Genomic DNA, 17,187 nt, shown 5'->3' with positions numbered 1-17,187 from the left:
GCGAATGCTGCAAGCGGCTTATCAGGACAAGGCGCCTTCCACCAGCGACTCGGCCAAGGCAAGCTGGGTCTGCTGGCTGGTTTTCAGGCGGGATTTAAGTTGGTCGCAGATGACCATTAACTCAGCGACTTTAGTGACAATGCGATGCTGTTCTACGAGTGGAGGAAGCGGTAATAGTTTTCTTTTTAAATCACCAAGTAATAAGTTATTAATGGCGCTGCCACCAGATAGCTTTAATAGATTGGGAATCTCAGACTCAAGAAATAATGCTACATATCTATTTGAAATGTAATTACTTGCAACTTTAATTACGGCAACGCTCTTTTGAAATGTGGTTTTTCTTGTATAAATATGATCTTGGGCCATAGCCATTTTACCAACTGTAGCACCCGTATTTACCATGCAAATATCACCTGCTTCCAAGTCGGTTCGCTGATGTATCTCTGCAAACTCTGATTCAACAATTTGCCTAGCATTATCGTAAACCAGTTTGCCGTTCTGGATGTTTTTGGCTGATAAAAAATAGAATCCAGAATTATCTAAATTATTACAATCACCATGTTTCCCATCCGTTATCAGAAAAGTAATCTCTTGCAGATAACACCATGCCCACCCCTGCGGCAGTTCAAACGGCTTTTCGTTTTCACTAATCGCAGGCAGCGGTTTCTCTTTTTTGATTTTCTTCTCTTTGACCAGCTGCGCCTTTTCGGCGGCGATGCGCGCCAGCAGGGCTGAGGCGGGTTCATCGCTCGGATCTTGCGGCACCAGCTTGCCCATCACCGCCAGTTGCAGGATGGTCTGTTTCAAGGCGTCGATACTGGCCTCGGTGGTAAAGAGGGTATCGAAGTGAGTGCTTAGCCGCGCCCAGTTTTGCGCCAACTCGTCGGCATCAGCACTGTCTGTGAGCATAGCGAGCAGGGTCTCCACCAGCGTCTGATGGGCCGCCAGCTGTGATTCGCTACGCCGCTCCAACTGGTCGCAGAGGGCCATTAACTCATCGACTTTAGCGACAATGCGGTGTTGTTCTTCTGTTGGAGGAAGTGGAATTATTCCATTAAAAAACTGCTTATCATTAATCGCCGGATAGGCAATTCCTGTTTGAACACTTTCAACATAATTTACAAAACATGGTGAACGCAGATACCTATATACATAGCTACTTAAAACACCATCAAATGGGTGAATAATTGCAAACGCAGTGCTCGCAATTGGCTCCGGAGACATATCTTCATCAATAACCGCTATATTAAGAAGATAGGGTCTAATTGTAGAATAAATAATTGTTCCAGACTTTACAATTTTTCTAGCCCTAGATGGTGCATCGGAAGCAGCCATTACTGTCGGTGAATCAATAAAGCCCATTTCTTTATTAATTGCGCCCACGTCAATATAGGTAAATGAAGAGTCAGGAGTCTTCTGACCATGGTCATAACCAATTTCCCCCAGCTTGACCCACTCCCACCCTTCCGGTAATCCAAACGGCTTATCTTCCTCGCTAATTTCCGGTAATGCTTTGGGCTTTTTAATCTTGCCCTCTTTCACCAGCCGCGCCTTTTCGGCGGCAATCCGTTCCAGCAGCACGGAGGCCGGTTCATCGTTAGGGTCTTGCGGCACCAGTTTACCACGCACCGCCAGCTCCAGGATCAGCTCGCGGAGCTTTTTGATGCCGGTGAGTTCCAGCTTGCTGTTGCTACCGCGCCCGGCACTGCTTTTGGGGCGCACCGCCGCAGTCCAGAGATCCAGATGGTCGGTGATCAGGGTATCGAGATGGCTCATGGGGTCGTTCCAAAGTCAGTCACAGCTATTGCCGGGGTCAGCATATTGATAATCAGGCGGATCAGGGTCTCTTTTTGTGCCGGGGCCGACTCGGCCACCAGTTCGCTAGCGTTCTGCTCAAAGCGCTGGCGATTGAGGGTGTAGCCCTTGACCAGATGTTCTTTTAACAGCCGGGTGGCCCACTGGCGAAAGCGCACCCCTTGCGGTGATTTGACCCGATAGCCGACCGAGATGATGACATCGAGGTTGTAGTGTTGGGTATCGTAGCTTTTACCATCGCTGGCAGTTGTCCGGAAATTCCGGACAACTGCGCTCTCTTCCAGATCGCCCTCTTTAAACAGGTTGCGAATATGCTCGGAGATGGTGCGTTTGTTTTTGGCAAACAGCTGGGCCAGTTGGGCCTGATTTAGCCAGACGGTCTCCTGTTGCAAAGTGACGTTGATCTCACCGCTCTCCCCCTCGAAGATGGCGATCTGTTGCGCCGTGTCACTCATGGTCTTGACCTGCCTCGCCCTTGCCAAGTTGTGCCTTGTTTCCCAAGGCCTCGCCCAGAATGGTTTTTAGCTGCTCACGCAGGCTCTGAATTTCGGTCTGCTCTGCGGCATAGCGCGCCAGCAGCTCGTCGGGGTCATGACTTATCTGCTCGCCGACATGGGGATTTTTAATATCGAGGTTGAAGTTACGAGCCGCAATCTCGTCGATGCTGACCTTCCAGGCCCGCTCGTTCTCGATTCGGGCAGCAAAGCCGTCCGCCTCATCACCCCACCAATTGATCTCGGCTTCAAATTCCTCGAACTTCATCGGCTTGGTCTTGCTGTAGTTTTTCACCCCAGCCGGGTAGGGGTGATCGTAGAACCAGACATGCTGGGTGGGCTGGCCCTTGGTGAAGAAGAGGATATTGGTCTTGATGCCGGTATAGGGGGCAAACACGCCGTTGGGCAGCCGCACTATGGTGTGCAGGTTGCACTCGCTGGTGAGCAGTTGCTTGATCTTGGTTTTGACCCCTTCGCCAAACAGGGTGCCATCGGGCAGTACCACGGCGGCGCGACCGCCTTTGCCATTTGTTGCCGGGGCAAGGACTTCGATAATCAGCTGCAGGAACAGGTCGGCGGTTTCGCGGGTGCGCAGATCGGCGGGGAAGTTCTGCTCGATGCCATCCTCCTCGGTGCCGCCAAAGGGCGGGTTGGTGAGGATCACATCGATATCGCTATCCCAGCTCGACAGCGGCTTGTCGAGGGTGTTGCCATGGCGAATTTGCACCGGCACCTCGATGCCGTGCAGCAACATGTTGGTAGTGCAAAGGAGGTGCGGCAGCTGCTTCTTCTCGACCCCCAGGATCTGCTGTTGCAGGGTCTGGTGGTCGGCAGCGGTCTCGACATAGTGCTCTTTGACATGATCGAAGGCGCAGGCGAGAAAGCCGCCGGTGCCGCAGGCCGGGTCCATGATCCGCTCGCCGAGTTTGGGATCGATACGGTTGACCATAAAGCGGGTGACGGCGCGGGGGGTGTAGAACTCGCCCGCATTACCGGCGCTTTGCAGGTCGCGCAGGATCTGCTCGTAGATGTCGCCAAACAGGTGGCGCTCGCTGCTGTCAGTAAAATCGATCTCGTTGAGCTTGTTGATCACCTGCTTGAGCAGGGTGCCGTTCTTCATGTAGTTGAAGGCATCAGAAAACGCCTCTTTCACCACATAGCCACGGGGGTTGAGACTGATATTGGCAGGCTGGTTTTTTAAGGAGTCGAACAGATCATCGTTGACGAATGAGAGCAGGGCATCACCGGTAAGCCCTTCGCTATCGGCCGCCCAGTTGCGCCACAGGAAGCGCTCGGGGATGGGGCAGCGGTAGTTATCCTGCTCAAACTCCAGCTCCTCTTCCTGGGCGTCGAACACTTTCAAAAACAGCAGCCAGGAGAGCTGGCCGAGGCGCTGGGCATCACCGTCGATACCGGCGTCCTTGCGCATGATGTCCTGAATGGATTTGATGACTGAGCTGATGGATGACATGGGATTCTCTGCTTTTTACAAAAATGGTGACGAATACAGGGGCGAATGCGTCAGGAAGATCGATAAAACAAGCGGCCATGATTGCCATGGCCGCACTGTGGAGCTGTTGCAGCCCTGGCGTCAGGCGCTCTGCTGCTCGCGCTCTTGGTGGCGATAGATCTCTTGCTCCAGTTCGGTGATGGCCTGCTCGAACTGTTTGGGGCCACCAAACCCCTTCTTGGCTAACTCCAGCGGGCGACCCAACTCGGTAAAGGGGGCCACTTTTAGCGCATCCTTGGTCTCAATCTCGGTCACCCCCTGATCGGCATACTTGTCGAGCAGGCTGGTGAGCACCTGCTGGGCGGTATCGTTGTACTTGGTGAAGTAGTTGCGCTTTTTGACGTTGTTGGCCCGCTCGCGGCGGGTCAGTGGCGGCTGATCGTATACCACATGGCAGATAAGGTCGAACGGGTCGAGATCCTTGCCCACCTCTTCTTGCAGCACCTCCCACAGCACGCCCGCCTGTGCCAATTCATCCATGATGGCTTGCTTGCGCTGCGCGGCTTGCCAGCGTTTGGTGAAGGCATCGAGGGTGGCAAACTCCTTGAGCAGGGTCTTTTTGGTGTAGTCCCTGAAGGATTCGGTCACCAGCTTGCCATCGGCATCGTAATACTGCACCCGCTCGGCGATGACGCTGACCGCCACGCCGTTGACATAATACTTGCTGACCCCGGGCGTTGGACCACCCAGCGGGCCTGCGCCCTGACCCCCTGCGCCACTCTGACCACCATCACTACCGGTTGTGTAAGTGCTGGGCTCTTCATCGACCCCGGGGGCAAACGGATCGTCATTATCGCCGGGTTCATCGGTTGGCAGTGGATCGGTGCCGTCGATGAGATCGCCCAGGCCTTCATCCGGGTTGTTGATGTCTGCCGGTTTGACCACCATGACGCGCTCCGGCTCGCCGTCGAAACGAGGATCGGCAAACAGCTCGGTGGCCTTCTTGAAGTCGAGAATGGTGAACCAGAGCTTGCCGTACTTGTCGTCGATACGGGTGCCACGGCCGATGATCTGCTTGAACTTGGTCATGGACTGGATGTTTTGGTCCAGCACCACCAGCTTGCAGGTTTTGGCATCGACGCCAGTGGTCATCAGTTCGGAGGTAGTGGCGATGACCGGATAGGGCTTTTTCGGGTTGATGAAGTTGTCGAGCTGGGCCTTGCCAAGGTCATCATCGCCGGTGATTTTCATCACATAGCGATCGTCTTTGGCCATCTGATCCGGGTTGAGGTTGACCAAGGCACGGCGCATTCGGTCGGCATGATCGATGTCGTTGCAGAATACGATGGTCTTGGCCATCGGGTCGGTTTTCTTGAGGTAGTTGGTGATGGTCTCGGCCACCAGCCGGGTGCGCTCGTCGATCACCAGGGTGCGGTCGAAATCCTTCTGGTTATAGATGCGATCGATAATCGGGTTTCCCTGTTTATCCAGTTGCCCCTTGGTTGGGCGCCACCCCTGCAGATCAACGTCTATATCGACCCGCACCACCTTGTAGGGGGCAAGAAAACCATCTTCGATCCCCTCTTTGAGGGAGTAGGTATAAACAGGGTCACCGAAGTAATCGGTGTTGGAGACGGTTTCGGTCTCTCTGGGCGTGGCGGTGAGGCCAATCTGGGTGGCCGATGAGAAGTATTCGAGGATCTCACGCCAGGCGCTGTCTTCGGCGGCGCTGCCCCGATGGCACTCATCCACCACGATCAGGTCGAAGAAATCTGGAGAGACTTGTTTGAAAGCTTTCTGAGCCTCTTCTGGTCCGGTGAGCGCTTGGTAGAGGGCAAGATGAATTTCAAAAGCAGGATCGACTGTGCGCCCTATCACTTTGGTCATCGCTGAGCCAAAGGGTTGAAAGTCATTGATCTTGGTCTGATCCACTAAAATGTTGCGATCGGCCAGAAACAGGATGCGCTTCTTGGCGCCCGCCTTCCACAAACGCCAGATGATCTGGAACGCTGTGTAGGTCTTGCCGGTGCCGGTGGCCATCACCAGCAATACCCGATCCTCACCTTTCGATATGGCTTCTACGGTCTTGTTGATAGCCTGCAGCTGGTAGTAGCGGGGAGATTTGCCACTGCCATCCGAGTAATAGTCCTGACTGATGACAGGCAGCTGTGCCTCGGTGTAACCCTTCCAGGTGCAGAGCTTGTCCCAAAGCTGGCCCGGGCTGGGGAAGTCCTCCAGCGCGATCTCGGATTCCAGCTTGGCCGGATTGGTCTTGTCATGAAATACGAAGCCATCGCCGTTGCTGGCAAATACGAACGGCACATCCAGCAGACGGGCATAATCGAGCCCCTGCTGCATTCCCTTGCCAATCTCATGCTTGTTGGCTTTGGCCTCGATCACCGCCAGTGGCAAGCCCATCTTGTGATAGAGCACGATATCGGCCGATTTGACCTTTTTACGTGCCGCCATCTGGCCGCGCACCACCACTTTGCCATCCCGCAGCTTCACCTCCTGGCGAACCTGGGTCAGATCATCCCACCCCGCCGCCTTGATGGCAGGCAGCAGGTATTTGGAGATGATGTCGGCTTCGGTGAGGGTCGCTTTGTTGATCTCGGCCATGAGCACTCTTCCGGTCGGGGGACAATATTGCTCAAGATTCTCTCATAAAATCAGCCGAGTTTTGTTGATTTCAGACTCATAAAGCAACAAGGAGAGCAGCTCTTGATGGCGAGCCTTCTGGTCAAGGAAACGTCTGGCAATGGCATCACCATGTCGCGCTGAATGCTCTTTGAAGGGCATACCTTTTTGGAACCACCGCACGGCATCAAAACACGACCTTTCGGTAGCCTTTTGATCCGACGGAATACACTTCAAGTCTGCGCCTTCACCAATAGATCGCTTTTGAGTTGTCTTTGAACGCTTGATACAGACCACCCACATACTTCAGTCAGGAGCGGTAGGTTTGCTGCACGATAATGCGTAGCGTCCCTCACAATCCTGGCTATAGCGACCAGCTGTTCACGTTTGCAGAGCAAGGTCTCGACTGGTTGGCTGCCCATATTGATTGAAATTTCGACGTCATCCCCCCGTTTGCTGTTCTCTTACCCGCTATAGGGGATAAATGTTAAATACCGCCTGTGGCGTGTAAAAAATATTTACCCGCTGTAACAGGTAAACATTGATATACCTGCCATAGCGTGTAAATTGAAAGAACGCACGCGACCAGGTAGTCGGATCATGAAAGTAACCAGCGCCAAGCAGCTCAGCGCCTGTATCAAGGATGCCAGGCTTTCTCAAAAGCTCTCTCAAGGCAAAGTGGCCGAGAAAGTGGGAATTAGGCAAGACACTGTCTCCAGCTTCGAGCTCAACCCTGAGTCCACCAAGCTGGAGACCCTGTTCAAAATCCTCGCAGCACTCGAATTATCACTGGATATCAAACCCCGCAATGAGTCATCCGATAACCCTTCGTCAGGCTGGAAGGAGGAGTGGTAATGGCCAATCTGGCTGTCTACATGAACGGCTATCGGGTAGGCACATTCACCAAAACTACCAGCGGTGCCCATCAGTTTCTGTACCATGAGTCATGGCTGGCACAGTCAGGTTGCCGTCCCATCTCGCTCTCCATGCCATTGCGCCATCAGGCCTACCGGGGCGATGAAGCCTATAACTTCTTCGACAACCTGCTGCCGGATAATCCGGAGGTGAGGAACAGGGTTGTAGCACGCTATCAGGCGGCATCAACCCAGCCCTTCGATCTGCTCAGTTGCATTGGCCAGGATAGCGTAGGGGCATTACAGCTGGTTACCGAAGGGGGCGATGTTCCAGATGTCAGGCGAATCGACTACAAGGCCCTTTCCGATGATGAACTAGAACAGATCCTGACCAGCTACAAATCAGGAATCCCTTTGGGTATGGTCAGGGAGCAAGAGGAGTTCCGGATCTCCATCGCCGGAGCACAGGAAAAAACAGCGCTGCTCTATCTCGATGGCCGTTGGTACTTGCCACTCAACGCAACACCGACAACCCACATTATCAAACTCCCCATAGGCAAGATTGAAAGCCACTCCTACTCGATAGACCTCTCCCTGAGCGTAGAAAACGAATATCTCTGCACTCTGATTGCCAAGGAGTTTGGTCTACCCGTACCTCACTGCTTCATGATGCAGGTTGGCCAAGTCAAAGCACTTGCGGTGGAACGCTTCGACAGACGTTACGCTACAGATCGCAGTTGGATCATGCGCCTTCCCCAAGAAGATTTCTGTCAGGTATTGAATGTTCCATCAGCACGGAAATACGAGAGCCATGGCGGACCGGGGATCACTGACATCATGAAAACCTTGCTGGGCTCTGCGACACCGGAACAGGATCGCTACCTGTTCATGAAATCTCAGGTCCTGTTCTGGCTGCTGGCGGCCACCGATGGCCATGCAAAGAACTTCTCGGTCTTTATTGAGCCGGAAGGGCGTTTTCGCCTGACCCCTTTTTACGACATCCTCTCCATGTATCCCGCGTTTGGTGGTCGAGGTCTACACCCACGCGATGCAAAGCTGGCCATGGGCCTGACCGCGACCAAGGGCAAGAAATATGCGATAGAGCAGATATTTCCTCGCCATTTCTATCAGACTGCCAAAGCGGTTGGATTTGAGAAGGTGCAAATGGAAATAATCCTAAACGAAATGGCAAGTAGTCTGGATGAAGTGATCTCGGCCGTCCGTCAGCAGTTACCAGATACATTTCCCACCCAGATTGCTGACTCGATTCTGGATGGCCTCAGCACCAGAGCGCAGCGTTTAACTCGGTCGTCAACCAAGTGAAGTGAATCCTGGCCAGAGACAAAACATAAGCACCAACCATTGCAACCTCACCTCCAGGCACAGTTTTTCCCGGTTTCCCACTTTTCCCACCTCTACTTGGCCAGCGTGGGGATGGTTCAGCATAAACAGGGGGCTATCACCATTGCCTGGGTAGTATTTTGGGTAGTTTTTTCTTAAAAAATAATAAAAATCACATCATACATATGATTTTTATAGCTATTTACAGTCCAGCATGTAATCAGATCCAGAACATAGAGCAATGGATGCAAGAAGCCCGTCAACGACGGGCTTCTACTCCATGTCTGCACCACACCACCATTGGCTTGAGCCAGATCGGATTTTCATTCCTGTCCGACAGCATCTGACTCGCTTGTGCGGTATGCTGTCACGCTGATGCCCAACAACGACCTCTATTGAGGCCCGCCTTATGAAATACCTTGTAGTACAAACCAAACAGATAGGGGATGTGCTGATCTCCACCGCGCTGTGCAACAACCTCAAGCAGAACGATCCAAGCGGGGAAGTTCACTATCTGGTCATGGATTATTGCGCGGGTATGGCGCAGGGCAATCCCAATATTGATCGACTCCTCATCATAGAGAAAGCCAGGCGCAACGACTGGCGCTACATGAAAGACCTGCTGCTGGATATCCGCCGCGAACACTATGACGTGGTGGTCAACAGCCAGGGCCAGATGATAGGCCTGCTGACCTGCCTCTTCTCCGGCGCCAGGTTGCGGATAGGATTTGACTCCTTCCCCTGGCGGCTCGGCCACAACCGCATTGTACGCTTTCGCAAAGACACCGAATTCCAGGGCAACAGCACCCTGGTTGACGACAGGTTCTCGCTGCTCAAGCCCCTCAACCTGGCTAGGGAAGATCGCAATTACTATCTCTGGCTGAGTGAGGAAGAAAAACAGCAGGGACGTGAAACCTTGCAGGCAGCCGGCATCGATCTCGCTCGGCCCTTGATCGCCATGGGGGTGAACTCGCTGGGGCACTACAAACGTTGGCCCATCGACTGCTTCGCCCAAGTTGCCCAGTGGCTCATCGAACAGCACAACGCCCAGATCCTGATCTACTGCGGGCCAGGGGAAGAGGAGTACAACCGCGGTCTCAAGCCGCTGCTGCCCAAAGCCTTGCAGGGCAGCATATTTGATCAGATCAAGACCCGCTCGGTGCGGGAGCTGGTGGGACTGTTTGCCCACTGCAAACTGTTTGTCGGCAACGATACCGGCCCCCGCCACATGGCCCAGGCCATCGACCTGCCCCTGCTGACCATAGTGGCCCCCGGCGGCGACAAAATCATCGCCAACCCGGTCAACCACCCCCGTTATCAGGCCATTGATATCTTCGATGCCAAGGGGCCGGCCTTCCAGCTGCCGCAAAATGCGGAGAAAGACTTCATCGACGACACCCTGTTGCGCGCCATCACGCCTGAGCTGGTGATTGCCCGACTGACAGCGCTGCCTGATTGGCAAGCAACCACTGCCTGAATAGCCGGTCGAACTCGGTCAGGTTGAGAGAGTTGATGTCCTGTTCACGGAGATTCTCCGAGAACAGGACGGTCGCCAGTGGGGAATTGGGATGCCACTCCATGAAATTCTCGTTGCCGCCCCCTATATCCGGGTTGTAGAGACCCAGAATGGGTTGCTCCAACCCGGCCGCGATATGTATGGTCGCCGTATCCACCGAGATGAGACCCTGACTCTGGCGCAACTGGGCGAAAAGGCCCGCCAGCGAGGGCGCATCGGGTGACAATACCATCCGCTCGGGTCGGGAGAGCCCGGCCCGGATCCCTGCTACTTCAGCCCCCATGCCTGGTGGATAAAGCAGGCAGATAGCAAATGGGCAAGCGTCCAGCATCCTCTCCAGCATCTGCCGGATCAGCTCGGGCTTCAGACGGCGAGAGCTGCCGCTGCCATAAGGGTTGAAGCAGAGCACGACATCATCGGGCCACCAGCTCGCAACCGACGCCTCCTGACCCGGAGCGGGGATTATGTAGCGCTGATCCGGGTCTGCCACCCCAAGTCGATTCAACAGCAGGGCAAACTTGTCGGAGAAGTGCATGCCGCTGGACGCGGCTCCCAGCTTGAGATTGATGGCCTGCAGGGCATCGTCCATGCCGGCGACCCAGTCTGCCCTGACCTGGCTGATGAAAAAGATATCCTTCATCTTCAACATCTTGCCAAAGTGAACCAGGCAACCGACCTCCCCCAGTGACTGTGCCAGCCGCCTGAGTTGACAATAACCGGGGCGCTTGGGCACCTCGATGACCCTATCCATGCCGAAATGCTCGCGAAACAGGGGAGCCATGGCTGCCGTTGTCACGATCCATACCTCACGTGCCGGGTTGACTCGCTTTAGCTCACGGGCCACCCAGGACGAGACGATCGCATCACCCAGTTTGGCATCCCAGCGCAGCAGGACGACTTTTCCCTCGCTCTCCCTGGTGGGTTCAGGCCGTTTTCGATCAAACAGAAACCGTCCCACCTTGCGGCGAAGAATGTCACGCTTGAGTTGCAGATCGTTGATTAATGACATGAATCTACCAGGATGGCCGTTGAATTGGGGAGATATGATAACAGGCTGACACCACTACAGTGTCATCAGGGCATCGACCTGACGGCTGATCTCGACAGGCGAAAGCGCGGAAAGGCTATCCGTGGTCGATCTCAGGATGATATTGCGGCCAGAGAGCGGAATAAACGCATCGCGCCAGGACTCGTTGTTCATCAACACCAGAGTGGGCACCCCGAACGAAGACGAGATATGGATGATAGAGGTATCCGTCGAGATGACACCCCGAGCATCCTTGATGATCTTGGCGGCATCGAGAATGGTGTCGGGAAACAGAGCTGTCATATCCTGCCGCTGACATGCCAGAGGGCGCTTGGAGAAGACCAGGTAGGAAACCCCCGGATACACTGGCAATTGGGCCAGAATGCCGTTGATTTGCTCATCCACCATCGAATTACCCACCTGACTGCCCGTCAGATTAACCAGCAGATAGGGGCCATAAGCACGGGTATCCAGCTGCTCATTGCAAGGTGACGGTATGGTGACCGGCACATGTGTTTGATCGCCTGTCACGCTAAGCATGCGATAGACAAAATGCTCCCGGATGGGGCGTGACGATACTATGGTGGCCTTTTGGTTGAACAGTGGCAGCACCCGCTGCTGCGCTTCGCTCTTGAAACGCAAGGGCAATGACTGCAGGCGACCATTGGCCAGAAACAACAGCTTGGCCATGGCAATGTCATCGGGCTCATCGAACAGGTTGATGACCATGTCATACTGCCGGTGCCTGAGCTCACGCAGCTTACACCACATACCCGCCGATAACAGGGTATCGTTCAAGGTGATCACATGGCATTCATCGATCCCGGCGACCGAGGCCGCCAGCATCTCGTTGCGCCGGCTGCACACCAGCTCAAGGCGAGCGGCGGGGTACATCTCCCTGAGCCGGGCAATGGCGGGCAGGGAGAGAATGAAGTCGCCGATGGCGTCATAACAAATCACCAGAACACGGGTCGGTTCCACTTCTACCGCACCTGGAATGGCAAGAGGCTGCCTGCCAATCATCCACTTGGCAATCTGATTGATGAGCAATTTTTTGAAATTCATACGTTATCCAGAATGCAACAGCCTATCTTCTACCCCGTGCTGTCAGGGCTATCCACTGCCATGACAGAGGCATTATTATTCAACCCATGCTTATTCCAGATAGTGGCCATAAGCCCGATCATCAATCGTGGTGGTAAAGAGATCCACATCCAGACAGCAGGGCTCAACGCCGGAAGCGGTCAGGCCAGTCAGCTGCAGGAGACCCGTCAGGTAGTCCGCCGGCATTCGCACCGGATAGGCCTTGGCCAATAATTTTTTGGCCCCACTCAGCGTCAACATGTAACCGGCAGCAGACAACACAGCACGCTTGGAGTGTTTGCTGGGCGTCCTGTATTTGGCAAGCCGGTAACCCTCTGGCAGGGCTCGCAAAAGAGGCCACTTTTTAGCCTTGCCATGGTGCAGAAAAGCAATGTCAGAGCTGTTGCATGAAACTATCCTTTCAACGATTTTTTTGAAGTGCATGTGTAGGTAAGCGTCATCTTCCAGAATGACGCAACGCTCGATTCCCTTTGCCACCATCATCTCGTAGAGCTTGATATGGCTCAGTGCACACCCTATCTCGCCATGACTCAGTTCATGGCCTGAAAAGGTCCTGGCTGCAACCATATCAACAAGCCCAACATCTTCCTCCGTCAAATTACGGCCATCAATGGCATCAAAAAAGCTGAACTCAATGCCTAGATGCTTCATCTGCTTGATCGCCATCTCTCGGCGTTCGGCGCTACGGGAAAGACTGATGACAAAAACTGGGATCATGTTATCTACCGTTCAGAAACCCCTCATCCAGTGAATAAGGGTGAGAAAATAGTCTATAAAAGCTCTCGCAACATCATATCAAACTCTCGCAAGACACTCTCGCTTGAATATTTATTAAGATCAATATTCGATATTTTAGAGGGTGGATTGAGAAGTGCATCTGTCAATGCTGATACATCCCCCATAGGAACCAGGGTACCAAGCCGCCCCCGCTCAAGGACCTCGCTGGGACCAACAGGGCAATCGGTAGAAATAACCCTGCCACACAACAATAGCGCCTCTACCAATACCAGACCAAATCCCTCCCCTCGGGAACTCAGCACGAAGGTATCAGCATGCTTCATCCATACATAAGGGTTGGCTTTAAGCCCGATAAAATGAATTCGATCATGCAATTTAAATTTTTCGGCTACAGATATTAGATGTTCCCTATCTGGGCCATCACCGATGATAACCAGTTTTTTATTTAGCCCACTATCCAGCGCTCTGGCATAAGCCAGGATCAGCCCCTCAATATCCTTGGTCTGCTCATCTAGACGAGAGACGCTCAAGATATACTCCTCCTGCAGCAGCTTCCTGTCTAACGCAGAGTTTTCTTCATATTGCTCAGACTGATGAATAATTCGTAAAAAATCGAAAGGATTATATAAAACATGAGCATTCTTCAACCAACCCATCTGCTCTCTTTGAAGTTCTGCAAGCATATCTTGGCAGATCAGGATCACTCTATCATAACTTGCGCACCGCTTTCGCATATGGCGTTTACGTCCCTCAAGGTTATAAAAACTTGAGTGTAACCACATCACCTTTGGCTTAGGGCAATCATTGAAATACTTGAAGAAATCGCCATCAAGAAAATCAATTACCAGATCGCTACTCTCAACCAATTTATTAATAGCATGTCGCTTTTTTATTGACCCATTCAATTTTGCAAAAAATGAATTACCCATTTTAAAGTCGAGATTAACTACCTCTGCTACCTTGGCGATCTCCTTAGCAACAACATATTCACTACTATCCTCGTTGGTAACAATAGTAATATGGTATTCATAATTATCCACCAATCCTTTTACGTATGTGAGCAGTACTTTTTCAGCCCCCCCCATACCTAGAGAATGGATAAAAAACAAAAGGCGTTTAGTCATAAGACAACCTTTTCATTGAATCTGCCTTCGTTCTTAAAAAAGATAAAAAATAAAGAAATCAAATATATATAAAGAGTGTTTTGGTGTTCTATCGGAACATCAGTAAGAGCACAAACAAATGTACTCAGTGTAATTATAAAACCTACAGAGACCAATTTTGATTGTTGCCAAAATAACCACATCGGATAAACCAATATGGCCAATGCTGCTAGCAGCCCCAAAATGCCTCTGATTACCATATTCTGAATAAATTGGTTATGAGCATGATACATGCCATAATCAACATAAAATTTATTTACTATACCATCCAAGAGTTGTTGCTGCTGCATGGTTTTAAATCCATCCAACCCAACACCTAGCAATGGGTTATCAACAAACCCAGCCCAGGCACTCCTCCAAGCCATTAATCTTAGTCCCCATGATGATGTATAGTCGTTGCTCTCCATCATATTAACTTCAGAAATACTTTCGAGAATCCGGGCTCTTAACATATCACTCTCATAGAAAGTAATTACCAGCACGCAAGATAGTATTAAAAACCACGAAAAATATTTTATTGGCTCTTTTATAGCTTTAACAAAAAGTACAAATGTAACTACGACGACCAGTGCCAGCCATGCACCTCGACTCTGAGATAGATATATAGCTGAAATTGCAAATATCGAGCTAATAATATAAAGACATCTAGCCAAAAGAGATGATGATTCCTGTGCGAAAAAACTATTCAAGATGGCCAAAATAAGTGCACCTTGAGCAAACAGGATAGCATTGGTAAACCCTTCAACCCGAAGCATTCCATTATGATATTGCCATATAGCAAGCAAACCAATCGCAATCCCACCGACCAGGGAACCCAGTTTGAATACACTAACCAAAACGGCCTCTCTTGGCATTAATAAGAAGAATGCCAAAATATATAACAAGTTCCTTATCAACCAGCTTTCATCATCGTGAACCAGTCTACTGATGCCAATTGCCACAATGTAAATTAACACGCACCAGTAAAGATTTTTTGCTGATACACCAATCAGCTCTTTATTCCCTACAAAGTAATTTATCACCCCTATTATGGATGATAAAACCAGCAACTTAGTCAAATAATGTTGGCCTAATGGAACAATAAATAGCCCACACAATGTGAAAAACAACGTCATTGAACAGAGTACAATGCTAATTCGATGAACGTATTTTTTAACTAGCGTCATAATCATGCCTTTCTAAAAACATAATTCCCGCGGATCTTACGCCACAGCCCAAAAACATCGGTACGAGGGAAAATGGCGATGCGCCGGATCCGGTAAGGATCTTGATGCATTGCTCTGGGACCACTGTTAGTCGCGACGGCAAAACGATACCCGGCGGCGATGGTTTGCTCCTTGGCACTGTCGTTCATATCTCCGTACGGATAGGCAAACGAGACCAGCGAATAACCGAGCAGGGCTTCCAGCTGACGTTTATTTTCCTGTATTTCATGAGCTTGTTGCTCGGATGAAAGCTGACTCAGACGGGGATGAGTCAGGGTATGGCCACCAATCTCCACATGGCCTGAGGCCACCAGGGCCTTTATCTGCTCCCCATTCATCAAGGAAACCTGGGAATCCGGGTTGGTCGGGTGCTCCACATCCCAGCGATTATGTGCCTCTCCGGTCACCACATACACCACCGCTTTGTAACCATATTTTTCCAGCAGTGGCAGCATGCGCGTCAGGTTGTCCTGATAGCCGTCATCGGCGGTGATCATCAGGTACTTCTTGCCGTATTCAAGGCGATGGATAAAACCCTTGTCCGCCAGATCGCGGAACGTCAGGGTCTCGTAGCCGAGCCACTTCATCAGTCGCAGATGCTTCTCGAACATGGCGATCGGCATCCAGGTACCATGCACCCCCTTCTCGCTGTCATGCTCGATGAAACGGTGGTACATGATGACCGGCATCTCACGGCGCAGGGTCTCCACCACCGCATCCTGATAGATAGCTTCCAGCCCGGATACAACCCCCTGCAAGCCGTACTCATCCTGAATGCACAGGCGAATGGCCTCAGGCACACGCTTGCTGGTCAACGCGAGCGCTATCTCTGCCCTCAAGGTGGTGAAGTTGATCGCCAGATCCTTGGGGCCTATGTCACCAAAGTTGCTCGCCAGCGCCTCTGCCAGATTCTGTTCAGTCACCAGACCAATCGCCTTGGCCTCGCCGATGGCAAACGCAGGACGCCCGCACAGCAGCGCCTCCATCGCCACCCGGCCAGCACCGATCACCAAATCACATCCCGCCATCAAGGCAGGGACATCGTCCACATAACCGACGAAATCGACCTGGTGCTGGAAGCGGTGGAAACGCTCGGGTAACTGGCTGCCGCTCACCACCCGTACCTGACAGGCATCCAGATCCAGTACCTCGTCCAGCAGGCGATAGCAGAGCTCCCCCTTGGGGCCGCTCAGCCGCCCAATGATGGCGATCACCGGCTTGGGATTATCCGGCGCGGGTTCGGGCTGAAACTTGTCGGTTTCAATACCGTTGCGCAGCACCTGCACAATCTGGGGATCCACCCCCAGGTTGTCGATGATCTGGTGGGCAATATCCTCGCAGACGGCAACCGCCCGATAGCCAAGGGCGTGGAACGCCTTGCGTGACGCGTGTACCGGCTGGCGACCGTGCACCGTGGTGATCATGGGAGTACCGGTCAGCTTGCAGGCCACATAACTACTCCAGCCAGAGGCGCGGGAGTGAGCATGCACCAACTGGATATGGTGCTTCTTGATGAGATAGATGAGGTAAAATACGTGCCAGAAGCGGCGCAGTATGCTGCGCTTGTTGAATCGAAGCTTGAAGACGGGACCAAGGGTCGGTTTGGTCAGGGTATCTGAAACATAAAAAACGTTGTGACCACGCCGGGTCAGTTCGTTACCGACCGTGGTGGCATAGACCTCAGCTCCCGTCACTTCGAGCTGGGAGAGTGCCATCAATACATTCATTGCGCGGTTACCCGGTGGAGAAGAGAGGAACGACAAGCCGTGCCAGACGCCAGAAACCGGAAGCAAGCGAGTGTCTGCTTCCGGTTTTGCGCTCAAACGGTCGCGTTGTGCTCACC

At 52.4% G+C, this 17,187-nt stretch carries 13 protein-coding genes; 3 read left to right on the top strand and 10 right to left on the bottom strand.

Annotated features, from left to right (window positions below):
- Positions 1-21: 21 nt before the first annotated feature.
- From BN1129_RS08730 to hsdR, 4 genes are all read right to left on the bottom strand, one after another.
- Positions 22-1,776, bottom strand: a complete 1,755-nt coding sequence (locus tag BN1129_RS08730; protein WP_042035867.1) for a restriction endonuclease subunit S — start codon at positions 1,774-1,776, stop codon at positions 22-24.
- Positions 1,773-2,270 (bottom strand): virulence RhuM family protein, encoded by a 498-nt coding sequence (locus BN1129_RS08725; protein ID WP_084204609.1) that lies wholly within the window; start codon positions 2,268-2,270, stop codon positions 1,773-1,775. The genes BN1129_RS08730 and BN1129_RS08725 overlap by 4 nt, the downstream gene beginning before the upstream one ends.
- The gene (locus BN1129_RS08720; RefSeq protein WP_042035866.1) at positions 2,263-3,780 is read right to left on the bottom strand and encodes an N-6 DNA methylase; all 1,518 of its coding nucleotides are present in this window, start codon (positions 3,778-3,780) and stop codon (positions 2,263-2,265) included. Before BN1129_RS08720 ends, BN1129_RS08725 begins: the two co-directional genes overlap by 8 nt.
- Positions 3,781-3,900: 120 nt before the next feature.
- Entirely contained in the window at positions 3,901-6,378 is a 2,478-nt protein-coding gene (gene hsdR / locus BN1129_RS08715; RefSeq protein WP_042035865.1) for an EcoAI/FtnUII family type I restriction enzme subunit R, read from the bottom strand.
- 618 nt (positions 6,379-6,996) lie between these two features.
- Here hsdR and BN1129_RS08710 point away from each other — a divergent pair.
- From BN1129_RS08710 to BN1129_RS08700, 3 genes are all read left to right on the top strand, one after another.
- The gene (locus tag BN1129_RS08710) at positions 6,997-7,251 is read left to right on the top strand and encodes a helix-turn-helix domain-containing protein (protein WP_042035864.1); all 255 of its coding nucleotides are present in this window, start codon (positions 6,997-6,999) and stop codon (positions 7,249-7,251) included.
- The gene (locus BN1129_RS08705) at positions 7,251-8,573 is read left to right on the top strand and encodes a type II toxin-antitoxin system HipA family toxin (RefSeq protein WP_042035863.1); all 1,323 of its coding nucleotides are present in this window, start codon (positions 7,251-7,253) and stop codon (positions 8,571-8,573) included. The genes BN1129_RS08710 and BN1129_RS08705 overlap by 1 nt, the downstream gene beginning before the upstream one ends.
- A gap of 427 nt (positions 8,574-9,000) precedes the next feature.
- On the top strand, positions 9,001-10,068 hold the full coding sequence (locus BN1129_RS08700) for a glycosyltransferase family 9 protein (RefSeq protein ID WP_042035862.1): 1,068 nt from the start codon (positions 9,001-9,003) through the stop codon (positions 10,066-10,068).
- Here BN1129_RS08700 and BN1129_RS08695 read toward each other — a convergent pair.
- The 6 genes from BN1129_RS08695 to BN1129_RS08670 all read right to left on the bottom strand — a co-directional run bounded on the left by BN1129_RS08695 (position 10,004) and on the right by BN1129_RS08670 (position 17,071).
- A complete protein-coding gene (locus BN1129_RS08695; protein WP_042035861.1) occupies positions 10,004-11,116 on the bottom strand; it encodes a glycosyltransferase family 9 protein in 1,113 nt (370 codons plus the stop codon). The two genes, BN1129_RS08700 and BN1129_RS08695, sit on opposite strands and share 65 nt — an antisense overlap.
- Before the next feature lie 54 nt (positions 11,117-11,170).
- Positions 11,171-12,199 (bottom strand): glycosyltransferase family 9 protein, encoded by a 1,029-nt coding sequence (locus BN1129_RS08690; RefSeq protein ID WP_042035860.1) that lies wholly within the window; start codon positions 12,197-12,199, stop codon positions 11,171-11,173.
- Positions 12,200-12,289: 90 nt separating this feature from the next.
- Positions 12,290-12,955 (bottom strand): glycosyltransferase family 25 protein, encoded by a 666-nt coding sequence (locus tag BN1129_RS08685; protein WP_042035859.1) that lies wholly within the window; start codon positions 12,953-12,955, stop codon positions 12,290-12,292.
- 53 nt (positions 12,956-13,008) lie between these two features.
- The gene (locus tag BN1129_RS08680) at positions 13,009-14,100 is read right to left on the bottom strand and encodes a glycosyltransferase (RefSeq protein WP_042035858.1); all 1,092 of its coding nucleotides are present in this window, start codon (positions 14,098-14,100) and stop codon (positions 13,009-13,011) included.
- Entirely contained in the window at positions 14,097-15,305 is a 1,209-nt protein-coding gene (locus tag BN1129_RS08675) for an O-antigen ligase family protein (RefSeq protein ID WP_042035857.1), read from the bottom strand. Before BN1129_RS08675 ends, BN1129_RS08680 begins: the two co-directional genes overlap by 4 nt.
- A 2-nt stretch (positions 15,306-15,307) precedes the next feature.
- Entirely contained in the window at positions 15,308-17,071 is a 1,764-nt protein-coding gene (locus BN1129_RS08670) for a bifunctional glycosyltransferase family 4 protein/polysaccharide deacetylase (protein ID WP_042035856.1), read from the bottom strand.
- Between the last annotated feature and the right edge of the window lie 116 nt (positions 17,072-17,187).

It is taken from the genome of Aeromonas popoffii (genome assembly GCF_000820025.1).
Lineage (GTDB): Bacteria > Pseudomonadota > Gammaproteobacteria > Enterobacterales > Aeromonadaceae > Aeromonas > Aeromonas popoffii.
This window is presented reverse-complemented; position numbering and strand designations above follow the sequence as displayed.